Below are 18,389 nucleotides of genomic sequence, written 5' to 3' on the forward strand. Positions count from 1 at the left end.
TACATCCCCATATGATGATGGGTGACGAACACCTGCGTGACTCGGCTGAGCGTTCTCACGCGTAGCGCTTCGCGAGATAGCCGAGAGTGTCGTTTCCGGCCCGCTGCGGCCCGTGACCCAAATCTGTCAGCAGCATCAGGCCGTTCCGCTTCATGTTCTTGATTTGTTCTCTCCTGGGAGCTACAAGAAAGCCATGCCTCGTTCTGCTGCACTTCGCCTTACCCCGCCGGTGCCGACCCCCTCAGCGCCGGCGGGGGATTTTCTCGGAACGGGCGTCGACCGTGAGCGGCGGCGCGGCCGCGGTGCGGTCTCCAATGCCTCGGGCCGCTACGAGTCGCTCGCCCGCATCGCCTTCGATGACGGCTGGCGCTCGATCGAGCAGCTGCCGGCCTTCAAGACCGAAGTCACGATCGACCAGACCAAAACCATCATCGCGCGCAACGACTCGCCGGATATCTCGTTCGACCGCTCGATCAATCCGTATCGCGGCTGCGAGCACGGCTGCGTCTACTGCTTCGCGCGGCCGACGCATTCCTTCCTCGGCCTCTCGCCGGGTCTCGACTTCGAGACGAACCTCTTCGTCAAGCCGGATGCACCGCGCCTGCTGGAGCGCGAACTCGCCGCGCGAAAGTATGAGCCCGCGACGATCGCGATCGGCACCAACACGGATCCGTATCAGCCGATCGAGCGCAAGTATGGCGTGATGCGCAGCATCCTCGAAGTGCTCGAGCGCGCCGGCCACCCGGTCGGCATCGTGACGAAGTCGTCGCTGGTGCTGCGCGATCTCGACATTCTCTCGCGCATGGCAGAGCGCAATCTCGTCAAGGTCGCGATCTCGGTGACGACGCTGGACGCGCAGCTCGCCCGCACGATGGAGCCGCGCGCCGCGACGCCGATGCGCCGGTTGGAGACGCTGCGTCAGTTGTCGAACGCGGGCGTGCCGACGACCGTGATGGTCGCGCCGATCATTCCGGCCGTGAACGACATGGAGATCGAGAAGATCCTCGACGCCGCGAAGGTCGCGGGTGTGCGCGAGGCCGGCTACGTGATGCTGCGCCTGCCGCTCGAAGTGCGCGACATCTTCAAGGAGTGGCTTGAGGCGAATTATCCCGACAAGGCCGCGCACGTGTTCCGCCTGATCCGCGATATGCGCGACGGCAAGGACTACGACTCGGAATGGGGTTCGCGCATGAAGGGCGCCGGTCCGTATGCGTGGATGATCGGCCGCCGCTTCGAGATGGCCTGCCAGCGCATGGGCTTCAATCGCGACAAGCTCACGATGACGACCGAACATTTCCAGGCGCCCGCGAAAGGCACCGAGCAGCTGAGCTTGTTTTAGTTTTTTAGCTCGGCAGCGCTGATGCTATCGTCGGCATCATTGTTTAACGTCATGGCCCGGCTTGTCCGGGCCATCCACGTCTTACTTACTGTTCGTCTTATTCACTGGTTGCGTCGTCGATGGGCGGCTGGGTTTATTTCATGAGCAATGGACGCGACGGAATTTTATACGTCGGCGTCATGAGCGATCTCATCCGCCGCGTTTACGAACATCGCGAAGGATTGCGGAAGGGCTTCTCGAAGCAATACGGGCTCAAGCGCCTCGTCTACTTCGAACGCCACGACGATATTCGCGATGCGATCCAGCGTGAGACACGAATCAAGAAATGGCCGCGGGCGTGGAAGGTGCGTCTCATTCACGCGTCCAATCCGAATTGGGACGACTTGTTCGATACGATTGCTGCTTGAAGCAAGACGTGGATGGCCCGGACAAGCCGGGCCATGACGGAGTGTGGGGAGATGCGTGCGATCAGCTCAACCCCCGCTCAACCATCGCCAGCAAACTCTGCGCGAGCGCGGCGTATTCGGCCTGCGTGATTTGCACGAGCGGGCCTTCGATCGAAAGCATCGCCATGCCGTGCACCGACGACCAGGCGAGATATTCGGCGTTCGGCCGGCGCTCCGGCGGCAGGATGCCGCTCGCCGCCATCGCGTCGAGCGCGGCGCTCAAGAGTTCGAACGGGTTGAGGCCGGACGGGCCGGCGCGCTCCGGATCGGCGACATGCTCGATGCCGCGCGCGCCGGGCGTGAAGGCCGTGCGGAAGAGGCCGGTCTCCTCGCGCGCGAAGCGCAGATATCCGGCGCCGACGGCCCGGAGGCGCGCGCGCGCGAAATCCTGTTGGCTCGGCGTGACGCTCTTTGCGCCGCGCGACGAGACGGCGCCGAGCGAGGCGATCTCCAGCGCGGTCGCGCGCTCAATCGCGGCGGCGAGCGCGGCGAGTGACGCAGCGCGCACGCCCTCCAGCAATTCGTCGCGGCTTTTGAAATGGCGATAGGCCGCGTTCGGCGCGACGCCGGCCTGGCGGGTCACTTCGCGCAGCACCACCGCATCGGGACCGCCGGCGCGGGCCAGCGCGACCCCGGCCGCAATCAGCGTGCGCTGCAGATCGCCGTGCCGATAGGTCGTCCGCAATTTTTTCTGACGCCCCGCCGTGGGCGCTTTTTTCGTCATATTTCAATCACCTGGCCGGCGCTGCGCCGGCCCCGGATAGCCTGCCGCGTCACGAAGCTGTCAGCAACATCGCATTATGATGTGGACAATGTCCACTTTGCCTGATATCAATTGTGGACGCTGTACACATAAGCCTTCGAAGTTTCGGGAGAACGACGATGCAATTCCAGCCTTACCTGTTTTTCGGCGGCACCTGCGCCGAGGCGATGACCACCTACGAACGCGTTCTAGGAGGCAAGATGCAGATGATGATGAAGTATTCGCAGACCCCGCCGCAGGAAGGCCCCGCACCGGAAGGCTGCGCGGAGCTACCGGCCGGCTTCGGCGATAAGATCGCGCATGCGGCGCTGGAGCTCGACGGCTCGATGCTGATGGCGTCCGACAGCCCGATGCCGAATTTCGAGCCGATGAAGAATGTCTACGTCACGGTGTCTTTCCCGACGCCCGAGAAGGCTAAGGAAGTGTTCGACGCGCTCGCGCAGGGCGGCAAGGTCGAGATGCCGATGGCCGAGACCTTCTGGGTCGAATCGTTCGGCTCGCTGGTCGATCGCTTCGGCACCCATTGGATGATCAACGGCGGCAAGCCGAAGTTCTAATCGCTCAGTAGTCCCCGCGTCAGCTGTGCCCCCTCCAGCAAAACGCGGCACGCCTCGGAAGCTTCTGCCGGCTTCCGGGGCGTATTTTTTTATGACTCTGGGATGAGGTCTTCCGGCAAGCTGTCGGGATTGTAGGAGCGCGGGCGATTAGCCTCGGCGCTTTTCCAGATCGGCCACGCGCAGGCGACGCAAGCGATCAGCGTGAGCAGGATCTTCCATTCGCCCACGTAGAAGAACACGAAGAGCGGGATCAAACTCATCAGCGCAAAGAAGCCGGCCGCAACCATCAGCACCATGTGCCGGCCTTCGGTTAGGCCCGCGAAGAAGCGGATGCGGTTCTTGTCGGCCGCCGACAATCTGTGATGCAGCTCGGAAACGAAATGCACATAGGGCGCGATGCGCTCCGGGTCCGGAAAGCCTCTCCCGTCGTTGCTGACAGCGCTCACCACGAAACCGTCCGCGAAGGTCATTTGGCAGACGCCGCCGGTTCCGCTGGAGCCTTTGGCCAGAACGGTCGTCACGCTCATGCGGATTTCGCGGATGTCGGCGAAGCGGCCTTCATGCGCGACGCCGTCGATTTCGAACGCGACGCGGTCGGCCTTCACCGTGATGCCGCGATTGGCGTAGCTCCAAACAATGCCGCCGGTTTTCGGAACAACGAAAAGATCGAAGAACTCGTCCTTCGCAGGCTCACTCACGTCACGACCGTCAACCGCTTGGCGGCCCGCGTGATGCCCGTATAAAGCCAGCGCGCGCGATGTTCCGGGAACGCGAACGACTCGTCGAAGACGACGACGTCGTCCCACTGCGAGCCTTGGCTTTTGTGCACCGTGAGGACGTAACCGAAATCGAATTCGTCGTGGCGCTTGCGCAAGCTCCAGTCGAGCGTCTCGATCTCGCCGGAGAAACACTCGGGCCGGATCGAGACCTTCACGTCGCGTCCGCCCATCTCCTCGTCGGAGGCCAGGCGAAAGCGGAGCGCCCCGGTCTTGCGCGATTTGTTTTCGCGCACGATCCAGAGGCCGCCGTTGAACAAACCCTTCTTGCGGTTGTTGCGCAGGCAGACGAGCTTGTCGCCGGCGACCGGCATCGGCTCCTTGAAGCCGCGCCGTTCGCGCATGCGCTGATTGTAGGCGCGCCGCGTCGTGTTGCGGCCGACCAGAACTTGATCCGCGTTGATGACGCGATTGGGATCGAGGCCGTCCCGCCGCACGACTTGGCTCTCGCCATATTCGCCGGGCGTGAGCGTCTCGCCCGCACGCACCTGCATCGAGATACGGACGATCGGATCGTCCTCGGCTTGGCGATGCACTTCGGTCAGCATCGCGTCGGGCTCGGCCTCGGTGAAGAAGCCGCCGCCTTGCACGGGTGGCAATTGTGCCGGGTCGCCGAGCACCAGCACGGGGCGGCCGAAGGACAGCAGATCGCGGCCGAGATCGCCGTCCACCATCGAGCATTCGTCGATGACGATGAGCTTGGAACGCGAGGCGGGCGAATCGTCGTAGAGCTCGAAGGTCGGCGTCTCGACGCCCGAATCGCGCGGGCGATAGATAAGGCTATGGATCGTTTGCGCGTTGACGCAGCCTTTGCCGCGCATCACCAGCGCGGCTTTGCCCGTGAAGGCGGCGTACTGCACGCGCCCTTCGACAGCCTCGGCGATCTCACGCGCCAGAGTTGTCTTGCCGGTGCCGGCGTAACCGAAGAGGCGGAACACCTGCGGCGTCGAGCCTTCGCCGGGCTTCTCTTTCAGCCAAGCCGCAACGGCGTTGAGTGCTTTGTCCTGATGCGGCGTGAAGGTGGTCATGGGCGATGTCTATAATATGAGGAATGACGGTGCGTTAGCCAAAGTTTGATCTTGCGCCTTGAATCCGCCGCAAGAAACTGTCATATGCCGCCGCAGCGGATCACTGGCTGTCTCTCAGCCGTTTGCGGGCCGCGTGAACGAAGTCCGGCGCTTGATTGAGGCGTCTTGGTTTTCGGCCCGCCATTTAGTCGATCTGTCCCCCTGTTAGACACCCCTGAACACGCGGGATGTCCTTCGCAAACCGCAACGCGGCTGCCGAGGGCAGTGATGCGCGTTGATTCGGTTTTCGTCATGAAAGACCTTCTTTGACTTCATTTAACGATTTCGGCCTCGCAGAGCCGATTCTTCGCGCACTTGCCGAAGAGAAGTATGTCACCCCCACGCCGATTCAGAACGATTCGCTCCCGCTGGTGATCAGCGGCCGCGATCTCATCGGCATTGCGCAGACCGGTACCGGCAAGACCGCCGCGTTCGCGCTCCCCATTCTCAACCGTCTCGCCACGACGCCGCGCCCGCTCGAGAAGAAGAGCTGCCGCGTCCTCGTTCTCGCACCGACGCGCGAACTCTCAGGCCAGATCTCCGACAGCTTCCGCACCTACGCGCGCCACATGCGCGTTTCGGTCGGTCTCGCGATCGGCGGCGTGCCGATGGGCCGTCAGGTCCGCTCGATGATGAACGGCGTCGATATTCTCGTCGCAACGCCGGGCCGTTTGCTCGACCTCGTGCGCGGCAACGCCGTGCGTTTGGGCTCGATCGAGATGCTGGTGCTCGACGAAGCCGACCGCATGCTCGACATGGGCTTCATCAACGACATCCGTAAGATCGTCGCGAAGGTTCCGGCCGAACGTCAGACGCTGCTCTTCTCGGCAACGATGCCGCGCGAGATCGCCGATCTTGCCGATTCGCTGCTGCGCGATCCGGCGCGTGTCGCCGTGACGCCGGTTGCTAAGACCGCCGACAAGGTTGCGCAGCGCGTGATCCACACGACGAAGTCTCAGAAGCCGGACCTTCTGGTCGCGACGCTGAACAGCGAAGTGAAGGACCGCGCCATCGTCTTCACGCGCACCAAGCATGGCGCCGACAAGGTCGTGAAGTTCCTGGAAAAGGCCGGCATCTCGTCCGACGCGTTGCACGGCAACAAGTCGCAGGGCCAGCGCGAGCGTGCGCTTTCGAACTTCCGTGACGGCCGCTCGAAGATCCTGGTTGCGACCGATCTTGCGGCGCGCGGCATCGACGTCGACGGCGTCAGCCACGTCATCAACTTCGACATCCCGAACGAGCCCGAGAGCTACGTCCACCGCATCGGCCGCACCGCGCGCGCCGGCGCCGAGGGCATCGCGATCTCGTTCTGCGATGGCGAGGAGGCTTCGTACCTCCGCAGCATCGAACGTCTCATCAAGATGACGATCCCGGCCGAAGGTGAGCCGCCGGCGCACAGCCACGGCGCACGCAAGCCGCAGCAGCGTGGCGGTCATCGTCAACGCTTCGGCGGTGGCGAGCGTCGCGAACATCGTGGTGACGGCGAAGGCCGCCCGCAGCGCGAGGCACGTCCGCACGGCGAAGGGCGCCCGCAGCGCGACGCACGTCCGCACGGCGAAGGCCGCCCGCAGCGTGATGCACGTCCGAATGGCGAGGGCCGTCCGCAGCGTGATGCACGTCCGAATGGCGAGGGCCGTCCGCAGCGTGATGCACGTCCGCACGGAGAAGGCCGCCCGCAGCGTGATGCACGTCCGCAGGGTGAGGGTCGTCCGCAACGTGACGCGCGTCCGCACGGTGAAGGCCGTCCGCAGCGCGACGGTCAACGCAACAACGAGCACCGTGCCGGCGAGAATCGTGGCGGCGAAAACCGCGGCGGTGAGCGTCAGTGGCAGCCGCGCCAGGGTGAAACCCCGCGTTATGGCGAGGCTGCCGGTGAACGCCGCGATCGCCCGAACCATAGCAATCGCCCGCATCACAGCGCCGCCGAAGGTGAGCGCTCGAAGGGCGAGCGTTCGCATGGCGCCCCGGGCAAGAACGGCGGCCGCCCGCATCGCGGCCAGCGCCCGCAAAACGGCAATCGTCCGGACCATTCCCGCAAGGGCGACCAGCAAAACGCCGGTGGCCAGCGCGGAACGGTTGCGCGAGACGGCGAAATAGGCTCTGTCGCGTTCCTGAAAAGGGATGATAAGCCGTATCGCCAGCGCCCGCGCGGCGCGCGCCCGGCAAACGCTTAAGACCAGGAAGACTCATGGCGAAAGAAGACATTCTGGAGTTTGACGGAATCGTCACCGAGGTGCTCCCGGACGGTAACTTCCGGGTGAAACTCGATAACGAACACGAAGTGCTCGCTTACACGGCCGGCAAGATGCGCAAATTCCGCATCCGCACCGGCGTGGGCGATCGCGTCATCGTCGAGATGAGCCCGTACGATCTCGCGCGTGGCCGCATCAGCTTCCGCCACAAGTCGGATCGTCCGCCCGTTATCGGGTCCGGCCAGCGCCGGCCACAGTTCCGGCGGTAAGTGTCGCGTAAAGGTTGAGGAAAGAGGCGGATGCTACATGGGTAGCGTCCGCCTTTTTCATTTGATCGGGACTGTTGGATGCAGACTCTGAAGCGGTGGCTCATCTTGCTCGGCTTAGCGTTGCCGGCCGCCAGCGTACCGCTCGGGTTGATTCTGTTCGATGTGCATGCGCGCCACGGCGTTGCGTGGTGCAGGTTCACCGCCTCCTCGGCATGGGTTCTCGCGATCGGTCTCGTCTTGCAGCTATGCTGGATCGCTAACGAACTCATCGTGGCTTTGAGCGAGCGCAAGTACTTCCGGAATACTTTGGGTTTTGCTGAGATCGTCGCATACGGAGGCGATAGTGGCCCGCCGACACTGCCGCTTACGCGCCGCGAAAAGGCGTTTTGCTTTACGGTCTTCGCGCTTGGTCTGTGTGTTGCGATCTGGGCCTCAGCCAACGCGACCAATCTGGCTTGCGGCTAGCTACTTCGGGCTGACCCGCAGCAGCTTTCCGTCGCGCGCATCGGTCAGCAGCCACAGCGCGCCGTCGGGGCCCGAGCGGACATCGCGGATGCGTTCGCTCATCTTCTCCAGCAACCGCTCTTCCTTCGCGACTTTGTTGTTCTGCATCTCGACGCGCACCAGCGATTGGCTCGCAAGGCCGCCGACGAACATGTTGCCGCGCCAGGCCGGAAACAGATCGCCCTGATAGAAGGCCATGCCGGACGGCGCGATCGACGGCTTCCAATAATAGACCGGCTGTTCGAGGCCGGCGCGTTCGGTACCGATGCCGATCTTCGCGCCGCTGTAATCGACGCCGTAGGTGATGATCGGCCAGCCGTAATTCTTGCCGGCCTCCGGCACGTTGATCTCGTCGCCGCCCTTGGCGCCGTGTTCGTGCGTGAAGTACCTGCCACTGCTCGGCTCGAGCGCGGCGCCTTGCAGGTTGCGGTGGCCGTAGCTCCAGATCTCCGGCAGCGCGTCCTTGCGGTTGACGAAGGGATTGTCCGGCGGCACCACGCCGTCCGGCCGCACGCGCACGATTTTGCCGATGTGATTGTCGAGCGACTGCGCGAGATTGCGATGCGCGTCGTGATCGCCGAGCGTGAGGAAGAGATTGCGGTCCGGCGTCTGCGTGATGCGGCAGCCCCAGTGATTGCCGGTCGACGGCGGCCCGGCTTGCCGGAAGATGACACGCACGTCTTCGATCTTGTCGGTGCGCAGGCGCGCGCGGGCGAGCGACGTGCGTCCGCCGCCCTCCATCGGTTCGGCGAAGCAGAAGTAGATCGTCTGCGATTCGGCAAAGTCGCGATCCAGGACGACGTCGAGAAGGCCGCCCTGGCCGACTGCGTAAACACGCGGCACGCCGGCGAGCGGTTCGGATTTCTTGCCGTCGCGGCTGATCAGCCGCATTTGGCCGGGACGTTCCGTAACGAGGAAGCGGCCGTCGGGCAGGAAGGCGAGACCCCAGGGATTGCGCAGACCGCTCGCGATCGTGTCGACCTTGAGATCGCCGTAAGTGGTCGCTTGTTGCGCGGCTGCCGGCCCGATCGCCAGAACGCTAACGCTCGCCGCCAAAATCCATCGCTGCATACACTCTCCTCGTGTGTTCGAGCGACAATGCATCACCGCGCGTTACGCGGCGATGTCTCGATCTCACGATTCGGTGAAGTTTATCGGTCGCGCGAGCGATTACCGAAATGCACGGCCGCGGCCGAGAGGGCGCACATCGCCGCGATGGCGACGACCATCAGGCCGATCATGACGCCGGTGTCGGGGCGGACGAGAGCGCCGAGGTCTTCCGCATTGGCGATCCCGATCGAGACGACCGTAGCGGACACCAGCAGGCCGAACACGAGAACGACGGTGAGCCCCAGCTGGACGCACGCGGTCGCCAGCCTGCGGTGGGGCAGGGTGCTGAGCGGGTCGCGGGTCGGGTTGCGGTTCATCGTTTTCGGGTGCCTATCAGCGGAGAATCATCCGCCGGTGTCATCAATGCCATTCGACTTCGGCTTCCGTTCGGCCGGACTGAGGCGGCGCGGCTGAAAAATCGGGGCGGGAGTGTGGCGGACACTGCGATGTGCCGAAATTTACGCACGCGGGCCCGCGATTAGGCTGCGGCGGGGCTCGAAAAATAAACGATAGATCAACGAATTAGTGCGGGCTCCCGCGAATCGCCGCGCTACCGTTTGACCGGCCGATCCGCCTCGGGCAAATCAATCGCGCGGGTGATTGCGTCCCGCGCATCGGTGCCATTCATGTCTCACAATACGTTCGGCCATCTCTTCCGCGTGACCACGTTCGGCGAAAGCCACGGGCCCGCGATCGGCTGCGTGCTGGATGGCTGCCCGCCCGGCATCGCGCTGACCGCCGCCGAGATCCAGACGCAGCTCGATCGCCGCCGTCCCGGCCAGTCGCGCTTCACGACGCAGCGCCGCGAGCCGGATGAAGTCCGCATCGTCTCCGGCGTGATGGCGAACGGAAAGGGCGAGGACGTCACCACCGGGACGCCGATCGGCCTGATGATCGACAACGTCGACCAGCGTTCGAAGGACTATTCCGAGATCGCGGCGGCCTATCGGCCCGGCCATGCCGACTACGCCTACGATGCGAAATACGGCATCCGCGATTATCGCGGCGGCGGCCGTTCGTCCGCGCGCGAGACCGCGATGCGCGTCGCGGCCGGCGCCATCGCGCGCAAGATCGTGCCGGGACTGATCGTGCGCGGCGCGCTGGTGCAGATGGGCCCGCACGCGATCGATCGCGCGGCGTGGAACTGGGACGAGGTCGACAACAATCCGTTCTTCTGCCCCGACGCCGGCAAGGCGAAATTCTACGAAGAGTATCTCGACGGCGTGCGCAAATCCGGCTCGTCCGTCGGCGCCGTGATCGAAGTGGTCGCCGAAGGCGTGCCGCCGGGTCTCGGCGCGCCGATCTATGCCAAGCTCGATGCCGACATCGCGTCCGCGCTGATGAGCATCAACGCCGTCAAGGGCGTCGAGATCGGCGACGGCTTCGGCGCCGCCGCACTCACCGGCGAGGACAACGCCGACGAGATGCGCATGGGCAACGATGGCAAGCCGCTGTTCCTCTCCAACCACGCGGGCGGCATTCTGGGCGGCATCTCGACCGGGCAGACCGTGATCGCGCGCTTCGCCGTCAAGCCGACGTCGTCGATCCTGCAACCGCGCCGCACCGTGGATCGCTACGGTGCCGATACCGACATCGTCACCAAGGGCCGCCACGACCCATGCGTCGGCATCCGGGCTGTCCCGATCGGCGAGGCGATGCTGGCATGCGTGATTGCGGACCATTATCTGCGCCACAGGGCGCAAGTCGGCGAGCCCGTGAGCTGGCCGTTTACGAAGGAATGAGCATGGCGCGAGACACCGAGGTGATGGACGTGCAAACCAACGTGCAAACCGTGATCGAGGCTTTCGCGCGCGGTGAGATCGTCATCGTGACGGACGACGACGATCGCGAGAACGAAGGCGATCTCGTGCTCGCGGCCGTGCATGCGACGCCGGACAAGATGGCCTTCATCATCCGCAACACCTGCGGCATCGTCTGCACGCCGCTGCCGATCGAAACGGCGCGCCGTCTGAATCTCACGCCGATGGTGGCCGAGAATGACTCGGCGCACACGACGGCCTTCACGATCACGGTGGACTATCGCCACGGCACCACGACCGGCATTTCGGCCGAGGATCGCACCGCGACGGTGCGCAATCTCGCCAACCCAAATGCGGGCGCGTCCGACTTCTCGCGCCCCGGCCACATCTTCCCGCTGATCGCGAAAGAGGGCGGCGTCCTGATGCGCTCCGGCCATACGGAAGCCGCGGTCGATCTCTGCCGCTACGCCAAGCTTGAGCCGGTCGGCGTCATCTGTGAACTCGTGAACGACGACGGCACCGTGATGCGCGGCCCGCAGATCGAAGCTTTCGCGCAGAAGCACAAGATGCATCGCATCTCGGTGGCGGATCTCATCGCGTATCGTCAGGCGCGCGAGAAGTTGGTCGAGCGCGTCAGCGAGTTCCCGCTCGTCAGCGATATCGGCCCGCTGCAGGGCTACGCTTACGTGACGCCGTTCGACAAGGTGCATCACATGGCGTTCGTCTACGGCCGCATCGGCGATGGCCGCAGCGTGCCGGCGCGCCTCCACCGCGCGCATGTCGTCAGCGACGTGTTCGGCGGCGGTCGCACCATCAAGGCTGCGCTCCAGCGCTTCAAGCAAGAGGGCCGCGGCGTTCTCGTGTACTTGCGCGACGGCGCTGTCGGCGTGCCGACCAAGGACGCGGCTGCCGATGCGCGCAGCGAAGAGGCGGTCCGTCATCGTCAATGGCGCGAGATCGGCCTCGGCGCGCAGATCCTGCGCGATCTCGGCATCTCGTCGATCCGCAATCTCGCCTCGGCCAACACGACTTACGTGGGCCTCGGCGGCTTCGGCATCGAGATCGAATCGACCGAACCGCTCGAGTGATTTTGACGCCGCTCCAATCTCCGCTCACCCCCGCGAAAGCGGGGGTCCAGTCCGCGTGCGGCGCACGCAAGAAGAAGAGTCATTTTCGCCCTTCGGGCGAATGCTGGATTGCCGCTTTCGCGGGAATGAGCGGAGTGTGGGGCTGTGTCCTATCCACTTAACGAATTTTTTCGCCGCGAAGTCGCGGAGCGCTGCGCGGCGTTCCCGCGGCAAGTGCCGGTCGGCGACGTCGCGGGCCTGAAACAGGCGGCGGTCGCGCTGGTTCTCGTCGAAGCGAAAGACGATCCAGGCGAAGCCGCATTTCTGTTGACGCGCCGCCCGCAGACTTTGCGGGCGCATAGCGGCCAATACGCGCTGCCGGGCGGGCGCTGCGACCCCGGCGAGACGGTGACGCAGACCGCGCTCCGTGAGACCGAGGAAGAACTCGGGCTGGCACTCCCTCCCGAGAATGTGCTCGGCATGCTCGACGATTTCGTCACCCGTTCCGGCTACATGATCGCTCCCGTCGTCGTTTGGGCGGGCGCGGGTCTGACGCTAACGCCGAACCCGGACGAGATCGCGCACGTCTTCCGCATCCGGATTGCCGACATTATGCGGCCGAACTCCTTCGGATTTCAGGAGAGCGAGGCGACCGGGCGCCAGGAGATTCATGCGCTGATCAACGACGATCAGGTCTATGCGCCGACCGCCGCGATGATCTTTCAATTTCGCGAAGTGCTGGCCGGCCGCGCCACCCGCGTTGCCGACCTGGAGCAGCCGCTGTTCGCCTGGCGGTAGGTTATTTGTCAGAGCTAGCTTGTGGCACCAATCCCTCTCCCGTTCACGGGAGAGGGTGCCGAAGCGCGCAGCGCTGAGGCGGGTGAGGGGACTTCGCAAACGCTGCTTGCCCTCACCCTAACCCTCTCCCGCAAGCGGGAGAGGGGACGCTAGAGCCGCGCAGCTTTGCCACTCGCCACACTCCATGCCACCATGCTGCTCCGGGGACGGGAGAAGCGCATGCATAAGCGGCTGTTCGGTTCCGTTGCGGCAGTGGGAATGGCTCTCGGCGTGGCGCTCGCTTTGGCGTCGCCGAGCTTGCGGCCGTTCGGTATCGATCTGCCCGGCCAGAAATCCCCCAACGCGACGCCGGTCGATGTCGAGCTCGTCCTCGCGGTGGATATTTCCTACTCGATGGACCCTGACGAACTCGCGCTGCAACGCGAAGGCTATCAGCTCGCGCTCACCTCGCCGGATTTCCTCAACGCGCTGAAGAACGGCATGCACGGCCGCATTGCGGTGACGTATTTCGAATGGGCCGGCAGCGCCGAGCAGCGCATCGTGATGCCGTGGCGCTTGCTCGACGGCGAAGCGTCTGCGCGCGCCATCGCGGCCGAGATCGGCGCCGCGCCGATGCGCCGCGCATTCCGCACCTCGATCTCGAGTGCGCTCGCTTACGCGGCGCCGCTGTTCGAGAACAACGGCTTCGCAGGCCTGCGCAAGGTGATCGATGTCTCGGGCGACGGCGCCAACAATCAGGGCCCGCTCGTCACCGTGATCCGCGACGAGGTCGTCCAGAAGGGCATCACGATCAACGGCCTTCCGATCATGCTAAAACGCCCGAATTCCGCGACGATGGATATCGCCGAACTCGATATCTACTACGAGGACTGCGTTATCGGTGGCCCGGGCGCGTTTGTCGTGCCGCTGCGCGAGCGCGAGAAATTCGTCGAGGCGATCCGCACCAAGCTCGTGCTCGAAATCGCCGATCATCGCGACATGCCGCGGCCGACATTGGCGCAGGCGCGCGAGCCGCGCATTTCCTGCACGATCGGCGAACGCATGTGGCAAGAGCGCTGGGGCCGCGGTGGCCTAGACGCGCAGTAGCGTAGCGGCTAAACGGCACCCATGGGGACGTCACAAAAGGCCGCGTGCGTCATCGGCTGGCCGATCAAGCATTCGCGCTCGCCGCTGATTCACAAATATTGGATGAGGCAACACGGCATCGACGCTGACTATCGGCGCGAGGCCGTGGAGCCCGAGAAGCTCGGCGATTTCATCGCGCATCTGTCGAGCAACGGTTATGTCGGCGCCAACGTGACGCTGCCGCACAAAGAGGCCGTGCTGCAGCTTGCCGATCCGGATTCGCGTGCGCTCAGCGTCGGCGCCGCCAACACGCTTTTCTTTCGCTCCGGCCGCCTGTGCGCGACGAATACGGACGTCGAAGGCTTTGTCGCTAATCTCGACGTCGAAGCATCGGGCTGGGATTCCGAACTCGAGACCGCCGTCGTGCTCGGCGCGGGCGGCGGCGCGCGGGCCGTGATTTACGGTCTTATCGAGCGCAAGGTCGAGCGCATCGTTCTCGTCAATCGCACGATCGAGAAGGCCGCGAAGCTTGCGTCCGTTTTCGGCGATCGCGTGCAGCCGACGGCATGGAGCGATCTGCCGCGCGCGATGCGCAGCGCGCGTCTGCTCGTCAACACGACGTCGCTCGGCATGACGGGACAGCCGCCGCTCGAGATCGATCTCGCGCCGCTGGCAAGCGATGCAGCCGTCTCCGACATCGTCTACTCGCCGCTCGAGACGCCGCTGCTGGCGGCCGCGAAGGCGCGTGGATTGAAGACCGCCGACGGTCTCGGGATGTTGCTGTACCAGGCCGTACGCGGCTTTTCGCTGTGGTTCGGCGTGAAGCCGGAGGTAACCGCGGAGCTTCGCGCGCTCGTCGAACGCGATCTCGTGAACTAGGACACCGTGGCGTGGCGCACCGGACGTGCTAGCCTCGCGGCACAAAAATACTGCGAGGATGCTCTGAATGCTGTTCCGCCCTCTGCTGTTCGTTCTCCCCATCGTCATGACCGTTACGCCCGCATTCGCGCAGGAAGCGCCGGTGCGCGTGCGCGGTACGATCGCAAAAGCCGATCTGCCCTTGCTCACGGTGACGACGCGCGAAGGCGCGACCGTGACGGTGAAGCTCGGCGACAATACGGGCGTGTCCGCCGTTGTTCCGGCAAAGATGAGTGACGTGAAGGCGAACACATTCGTCGGCATCGCATCGACGCCGATGACGGGCGGGCAATTGCGTGCCGTCGAGGTTTTGATCTTTCCGGAGGCGATGCGCGGCACCGGCGAAGGTCATCGCCCGTGGGATCTCATGCCAGAGAGCACGATGACGAACGCGACCGTGTCCGAAACCGTGACGCGCGCCGACGGTCCGATGATCACGCTGAAATACAAAGAGGGCGAGCAGAACATTTTCGTTCCGCCGGATGCGCCGATCGTGACGTTCGTTCCGGCCGACCGCACCGAACTTAAAGAAGGCGCGAAGATTTTCATCGGCGCCGCGCAGAGGCAACCGGATGGAACGTTGACGGCCGGACGTATCGCCGTCGGCCGCGGGATTGATCCGCCGATGTAGTGAGGTGGTCATCCCGGCCGAGCGTGCGCGGCGCGTGAAACGCGTTTGCGCCGCGAGGGCCGGGATCCATAACCCCGGTGCCAACGAGAAATTTCAGCGAATATGGATTCCGGGCTCGCGTGGCTCGCTGCGCGAGCAACACGCGCCCCGGAATGACCAGCGCTTCGCTAAACCGGCCGGTCGCGGCCGTCGAGCCAATGCGTCATCATGACGATCGGCTGCTCGCCGTAGCCGATGCTCTCGTAAAACTTCTGCACCTGCGTGTTCTCGGGACGCACGAGGAGCTGCGCCTTCACGACACCGCGTTCGCGTAACCACGCTTCGCCGGCTTGCATGATCGCGCGGCCAAAGCCGCTCTTCTGCCGCGCCGGATCGACCGACACGTAATAGAACCAGCCGCGATGACCGTCGTGTCCGACCATCGCGCTGGCGACGATCTTACCGCCATCGCGGCCGATCAGAATCGTCGAATCCTGACCGCGCCGCGCGAGCGCAATGTCGGCGCGCGGATTGTTCCACGGCCGAATGAGACCACAGCGATCCCACAATGCGACGACCGGTTCGACATCCGCGTCCGTGATCGGAGCAATCGCGAGCGTACTCACAGCACTTTGCCCGGATTGAGAATGTTGTTGGGGTCCAGCGTTTTCTTGAGCGACTGCATCAGCGCGAAAGCGACCGGATCCTTCACATCGTGCAGGAGATGACGCTTGAGCTGGCCGATGCCGTGCTCGGCAGAAATCGAACCGTGCTGATCCGCGACGAGACCGTGGATGACTTCGTTCATCTCTTCCCAGCGCGCGAGGAACTGCTCTTTGTCGGCGCCGACCGGCTGCGTGATGTTGAAGTGAATGTTGCCGTCGCCAAGGTGACCGAACGGCACCGGGCGGCAACCCGGAATGAGCTTCACGGCAGCCGCGCTGCCTTTGCGGATCAGCTCCGGCACCAGCGCGACCGGCACCGCGACATCGTGCTTGATCGAGCCGCCCTCGAATTTCTGAATCTCAGCGAGCGTTTCGCGCAGATGCTTGAACGAGCGCGCCTGATCGAGATTGTCGGCGATCGCCGCGTCTTCGACGACACCTTCCTCGAAGGCTGCACCGAGAATGTATTCGAGCGTCTCGCGCAGCGGCTTGTCGGCAGCCGTCGCAAGCTCGATGAGCACATACCAATCGTGCATGCCGGCGAGCGGATTACGCACGCCGCTGCCGTGCTTCAACACGAACTCCAAACCGACCCGCGGCATGATCTCGCACAGCGTCACCGAGCCGCCGGCGCGCGCATTCGCGAGATTGAGGAGACGCAGCGCGTCTTCGGGCGATTTCAATCCGACGAATGCGGATGCGCGCGATTGCAGCTTCGGAAACATCTTCAACACGGCGGCCGTGATGATGCCGAGCGTGCCTTCGGCACCGACGAAGAGGTTCTTCAGATCGTAGCCCGTGTTGTCCTTCTTGAGCTTGTTGAGCCCGTTAAGCACACGGCCATCGGCTAACACGACTTCGAGACCGACGACGAGATCGCGCGCGACGCCGTAAGCGAGCGCGCCGGTGCCGCCCGCATTCGACGAGAGATTGCCGCCGATCGTGCAGCTGCCTTCGGCGCCGAGCGAGAGCGGAAAGAAGCGGTCGGCTTCGTCCGCGGCTTTCTGCGCGGAGGCGAGCACGACGCCGGCTTCGCATGTCATCGTGTTCGATGTCGCGTCGATCTCACGAATGCGATCGAGCCGCTTGAGCGACACGACGATCTCGGTATTCGACTCGTGCGGCACCTGACCGCCGACGAGACCCGTGTTGCCGCCTTGCGGCACGATCGGCGTGCCGCTGTCGTTGGCGAGCTTGAGGATGGCGGAGACCTCGGCGACCGAACCCGGGCGTAGCACCAGCGGCGTGCGGCCGTGATAGAGGTCGCGCATCTCGACGAGATACGGCTGCTGATCCTGCGGATCGCGGATCGCATATTTCTCGCCGACGATCGCGGCAAAACGGGAAAGCAGGTCCGACATCTCGAAGCTTCCGACACGCTGATACTGACGCAGTTACGAGCCGGACTGATGCCGTCTGCCCGGTCCGCCCGTCAAGCTCTAGGCGCGCGGGGCTGCTGCGCGGCGGAGACGGTCGTTGATGGCTTCGCCAAGTCCGCTATGCGGAATCGGCATGACGGCGATGGCGGCAGGCCGTTTGTCATCGAGTTCGCGCAGGTGGCCGAACAGGTTGGCGGCGGCCTCCGCCGTATCGCCGCGCACCGAAAGGTTCAGCGTAACGTCACTGCCCCGTAGCGGCGCAGGCCCGAACGCGAGCAGCGCTTCGTTTGCGGAAACACTCGTCGCATCAAGGCGAACCGGAACGCGCGGCGCGTAATGCGAAGCGAGCATGCCGGGCGCGAGGGGCTTGCTCTCGTCATGCGCAGCGGGCACTGCAAGGGCAACGCCCAGCTTCGCCTCGATGGCTTCGCGCGGCAGGCCGCCGGGCCGCAGCAGAACCGGCGCATCGCCGATACAGGCGACGATCGTCGACTCGATGCCGACCTGTGTCGCCCCGCCATCGACGATGAGATCGACCCGGCCCTTGAGATCGCGCAGCACATGCGCGGCGGCCGTCGGCGAGACATGGCCGGAGCGATTGGCGGACGGCGCGCAGACCGGCTTGCCGAACGCCTGCAGGATCGCCTGCGCGACCGGATGAGCCGGCATGCGGATCGCGACCGTATCGAGGCCCGCGGTGGCGAGATCGGCGACCGGGCAGCCCTCGGCCTTCGGCACCACGAGGGTCAGCGGCCCTGGCCAGAACGCCGACGCAAGCGCCAGCGCCTGTGTGTTGAAGCGGCCGAGCCGGTATGCGCCCTGGAGATCGGGGACATGCGCGATCAGCGGGTTAAATTGCGGGCGCTCCTTCGCGGCATAGATGCGCGCCACGGCTGCTCCGACGGTCGCATCGGCGCCGAGCCCGTAAACCGTCTCGGTTGGGAAGGCGACAAGCCCGCCGCCCGCCAACACTTGCGCTGCCATACGGGCGGCGGTGCGGTCGGCTTGCGTCACTTTGGTCGCGATCGGCTTCACGTTGCTCTCTCGGCCGGGCTCGACTTGGCCCCGCCTTGGTTTAAATTGAATCCGCTAAGTGCGGCGGCG

20 protein-coding genes are annotated in these 18,389 nt (G+C 64.6%); 12 read left to right on the plus strand and 8 right to left on the minus strand.

Going from position 1 to position 18,389, the window contains the following annotated elements; all coding sequences use genetic code 11:
* The first annotated feature begins 193 nt into the window (after nt 1-193).
* Together GJW30_RS04380 and GJW30_RS04385 are read left to right on the plus strand one after the other, a co-directional pair.
* Nucleotides 194-1,339 carry a PA0069 family radical SAM protein gene (locus GJW30_RS04380; protein ID WP_096352121.1) on the plus strand — a complete coding sequence of 382 codons (1,146 nt, stop codon included), beginning with the start codon at nt 194-196 and terminating at the stop codon, nt 1,337-1,339.
* A gap of 179 nt (nt 1,340-1,518) precedes the next feature.
* The gene (locus GJW30_RS04385) at nt 1,519-1,746 is read left to right on the plus strand and encodes a GIY-YIG nuclease family protein (RefSeq protein WP_245408654.1); all 228 of its coding nucleotides are present in this window, start codon (nt 1,519-1,521) and stop codon (nt 1,744-1,746) included.
* 61 nt (nt 1,747-1,807) lie between these two features.
* Here GJW30_RS04385 and GJW30_RS04390 read toward each other — a convergent pair whose 3' ends face one another.
* Complete coding sequence (locus tag GJW30_RS04390) at nt 1,808-2,509, minus strand: TetR/AcrR family transcriptional regulator (protein ID WP_096352127.1); 702 nt, start codon at nt 2,507-2,509, stop codon at nt 1,808-1,810.
* Nucleotides 2,510-2,667: 158 nt separating this feature from the next.
* Between GJW30_RS04390 and GJW30_RS04395 the strand changes: the two genes are divergently transcribed.
* Nucleotides 2,668-3,105, plus strand: coding sequence for a VOC family protein (locus tag GJW30_RS04395; RefSeq protein WP_096352130.1), 438 nt, complete (start codon nt 2,668-2,670; stop codon nt 3,103-3,105).
* Between the two features lie 89 nt (nt 3,106-3,194).
* On the opposite strand, the gene GJW30_RS04400 is transcribed toward GJW30_RS04395, so the two are convergent.
* Complete coding sequence (locus tag GJW30_RS04400; protein WP_096352133.1) at nt 3,195-3,803, minus strand: hypothetical protein; 609 nt, start codon at nt 3,801-3,803, stop codon at nt 3,195-3,197.
* The gene (locus GJW30_RS04405; RefSeq protein WP_096352136.1) at nt 3,800-4,909 is read right to left on the minus strand and encodes an ATP-dependent DNA helicase; all 1,110 of its coding nucleotides are present in this window, start codon (nt 4,907-4,909) and stop codon (nt 3,800-3,802) included. Before GJW30_RS04405 ends, GJW30_RS04400 begins: the two co-directional genes overlap by 4 nt.
* Before the next feature lie 305 nt (nt 4,910-5,214).
* On the opposite strand from GJW30_RS04405, the gene GJW30_RS04410 reads away from it, so the two are divergent.
* From GJW30_RS04410 to GJW30_RS04420, 3 genes are all read left to right on the plus strand, one after another.
* Nucleotides 5,215-7,122 (plus strand): DEAD/DEAH box helicase, encoded by a 1,908-nt coding sequence (locus tag GJW30_RS04410; RefSeq protein ID WP_096352139.1) that lies wholly within the window; start codon nt 5,215-5,217, stop codon nt 7,120-7,122.
* 14 nt (nt 7,123-7,136) lie between these two features.
* On the plus strand, nt 7,137-7,409 hold the full coding sequence (gene infA, locus GJW30_RS04415; protein ID WP_096352141.1) for a translation initiation factor IF-1: 273 nt from the start codon (nt 7,137-7,139) through the stop codon (nt 7,407-7,409).
* A 78-nt stretch (nt 7,410-7,487) separates the two neighbouring features.
* Nucleotides 7,488-7,874 (plus strand): hypothetical protein, encoded by a 387-nt coding sequence (locus GJW30_RS04420; protein WP_096352144.1) that lies wholly within the window; start codon nt 7,488-7,490, stop codon nt 7,872-7,874.
* Here GJW30_RS04420 and GJW30_RS04425 read toward each other — a convergent pair whose 3' ends face one another.
* Together GJW30_RS04425 and GJW30_RS04430 are read right to left on the minus strand one after the other, a co-directional pair.
* Entirely contained in the window at nt 7,875-8,984 is a 1,110-nt protein-coding gene (locus GJW30_RS04425; protein WP_096352147.1) for a PQQ-dependent sugar dehydrogenase, read from the minus strand.
* 80 nt (nt 8,985-9,064) lie between these two features.
* On the minus strand, nt 9,065-9,340 hold the full coding sequence (locus GJW30_RS04430; protein ID WP_096352150.1) for a hypothetical protein: 276 nt from the start codon (nt 9,338-9,340) through the stop codon (nt 9,065-9,067).
* Between the two features lie 309 nt (nt 9,341-9,649).
* Here GJW30_RS04430 and aroC point away from each other — a divergent pair, with 309 nt between their 5' ends.
* From aroC to GJW30_RS04460, 6 genes are all read left to right on the plus strand, one after another.
* Nucleotides 9,650-10,765, plus strand: coding sequence for a chorismate synthase (aroC, locus tag GJW30_RS04435; protein ID WP_096358653.1), 1,116 nt, complete (start codon nt 9,650-9,652; stop codon nt 10,763-10,765).
* Nucleotides 10,762-11,871: a 3,4-dihydroxy-2-butanone-4-phosphate synthase gene (ribB, locus tag GJW30_RS04440; RefSeq protein WP_245408655.1), complete on the plus strand. Its 1,110-nt coding sequence runs from the start codon at nt 10,762-10,764 to the stop codon at nt 11,869-11,871. The genes aroC and ribB overlap by 4 nt, the downstream gene beginning before the upstream one ends.
* Nucleotides 11,872-12,015: 144 nt before the next feature.
* A complete protein-coding gene (locus GJW30_RS04445) occupies nt 12,016-12,648 on the plus strand; it encodes an NUDIX hydrolase (RefSeq protein WP_096352155.1) in 633 nt (210 codons plus the stop codon).
* 258 nt (nt 12,649-12,906) lie between these two features.
* Nucleotides 12,907-13,734, plus strand: a complete 828-nt coding sequence (locus GJW30_RS04450) for a DUF1194 domain-containing protein (protein WP_096352157.1) — start codon at nt 12,907-12,909, stop codon at nt 13,732-13,734.
* A 21-nt stretch (nt 13,735-13,755) separates the two neighbouring features.
* A complete protein-coding gene (locus tag GJW30_RS04455; RefSeq protein WP_096352159.1) occupies nt 13,756-14,592 on the plus strand; it encodes a shikimate dehydrogenase in 837 nt (278 codons plus the stop codon).
* Nucleotides 14,593-14,659: 67 nt separating this feature from the next.
* Complete coding sequence (locus tag GJW30_RS04460; protein ID WP_096352161.1) at nt 14,660-15,262, plus strand: hypothetical protein; 603 nt, start codon at nt 14,660-14,662, stop codon at nt 15,260-15,262.
* Between the two features lie 167 nt (nt 15,263-15,429).
* Here GJW30_RS04460 and GJW30_RS04465 read toward each other — a convergent pair whose 3' ends face one another.
* The 3 genes from GJW30_RS04465 to GJW30_RS04475 form a co-directional block, all read right to left on the minus strand.
* A complete protein-coding gene (locus GJW30_RS04465; protein WP_096352164.1) occupies nt 15,430-15,867 on the minus strand; it encodes a GNAT family acetyltransferase in 438 nt (145 codons plus the stop codon).
* Nucleotides 15,864-17,267 (minus strand): FAD-binding oxidoreductase, encoded by a 1,404-nt coding sequence (locus GJW30_RS04470; protein ID WP_096352167.1) that lies wholly within the window; start codon nt 17,265-17,267, stop codon nt 15,864-15,866. Before GJW30_RS04470 ends, GJW30_RS04465 begins: the two co-directional genes overlap by 4 nt.
* 78 nt (nt 17,268-17,345) lie before the next feature.
* A complete protein-coding gene (locus tag GJW30_RS04475) occupies nt 17,346-18,269 on the minus strand; it encodes an L-threonylcarbamoyladenylate synthase (protein ID WP_096358654.1) in 924 nt (307 codons plus the stop codon).
* Between the last annotated feature and the right edge of the window lie 120 nt (nt 18,270-18,389).

Origin of the sequence: Variibacter gotjawalensis (assembly GCF_002355335.1) — a bacterium.
In the GTDB taxonomy this organism is placed as follows: Bacteria; Pseudomonadota; Alphaproteobacteria; order Rhizobiales; family Xanthobacteraceae; genus Variibacter; species Variibacter gotjawalensis.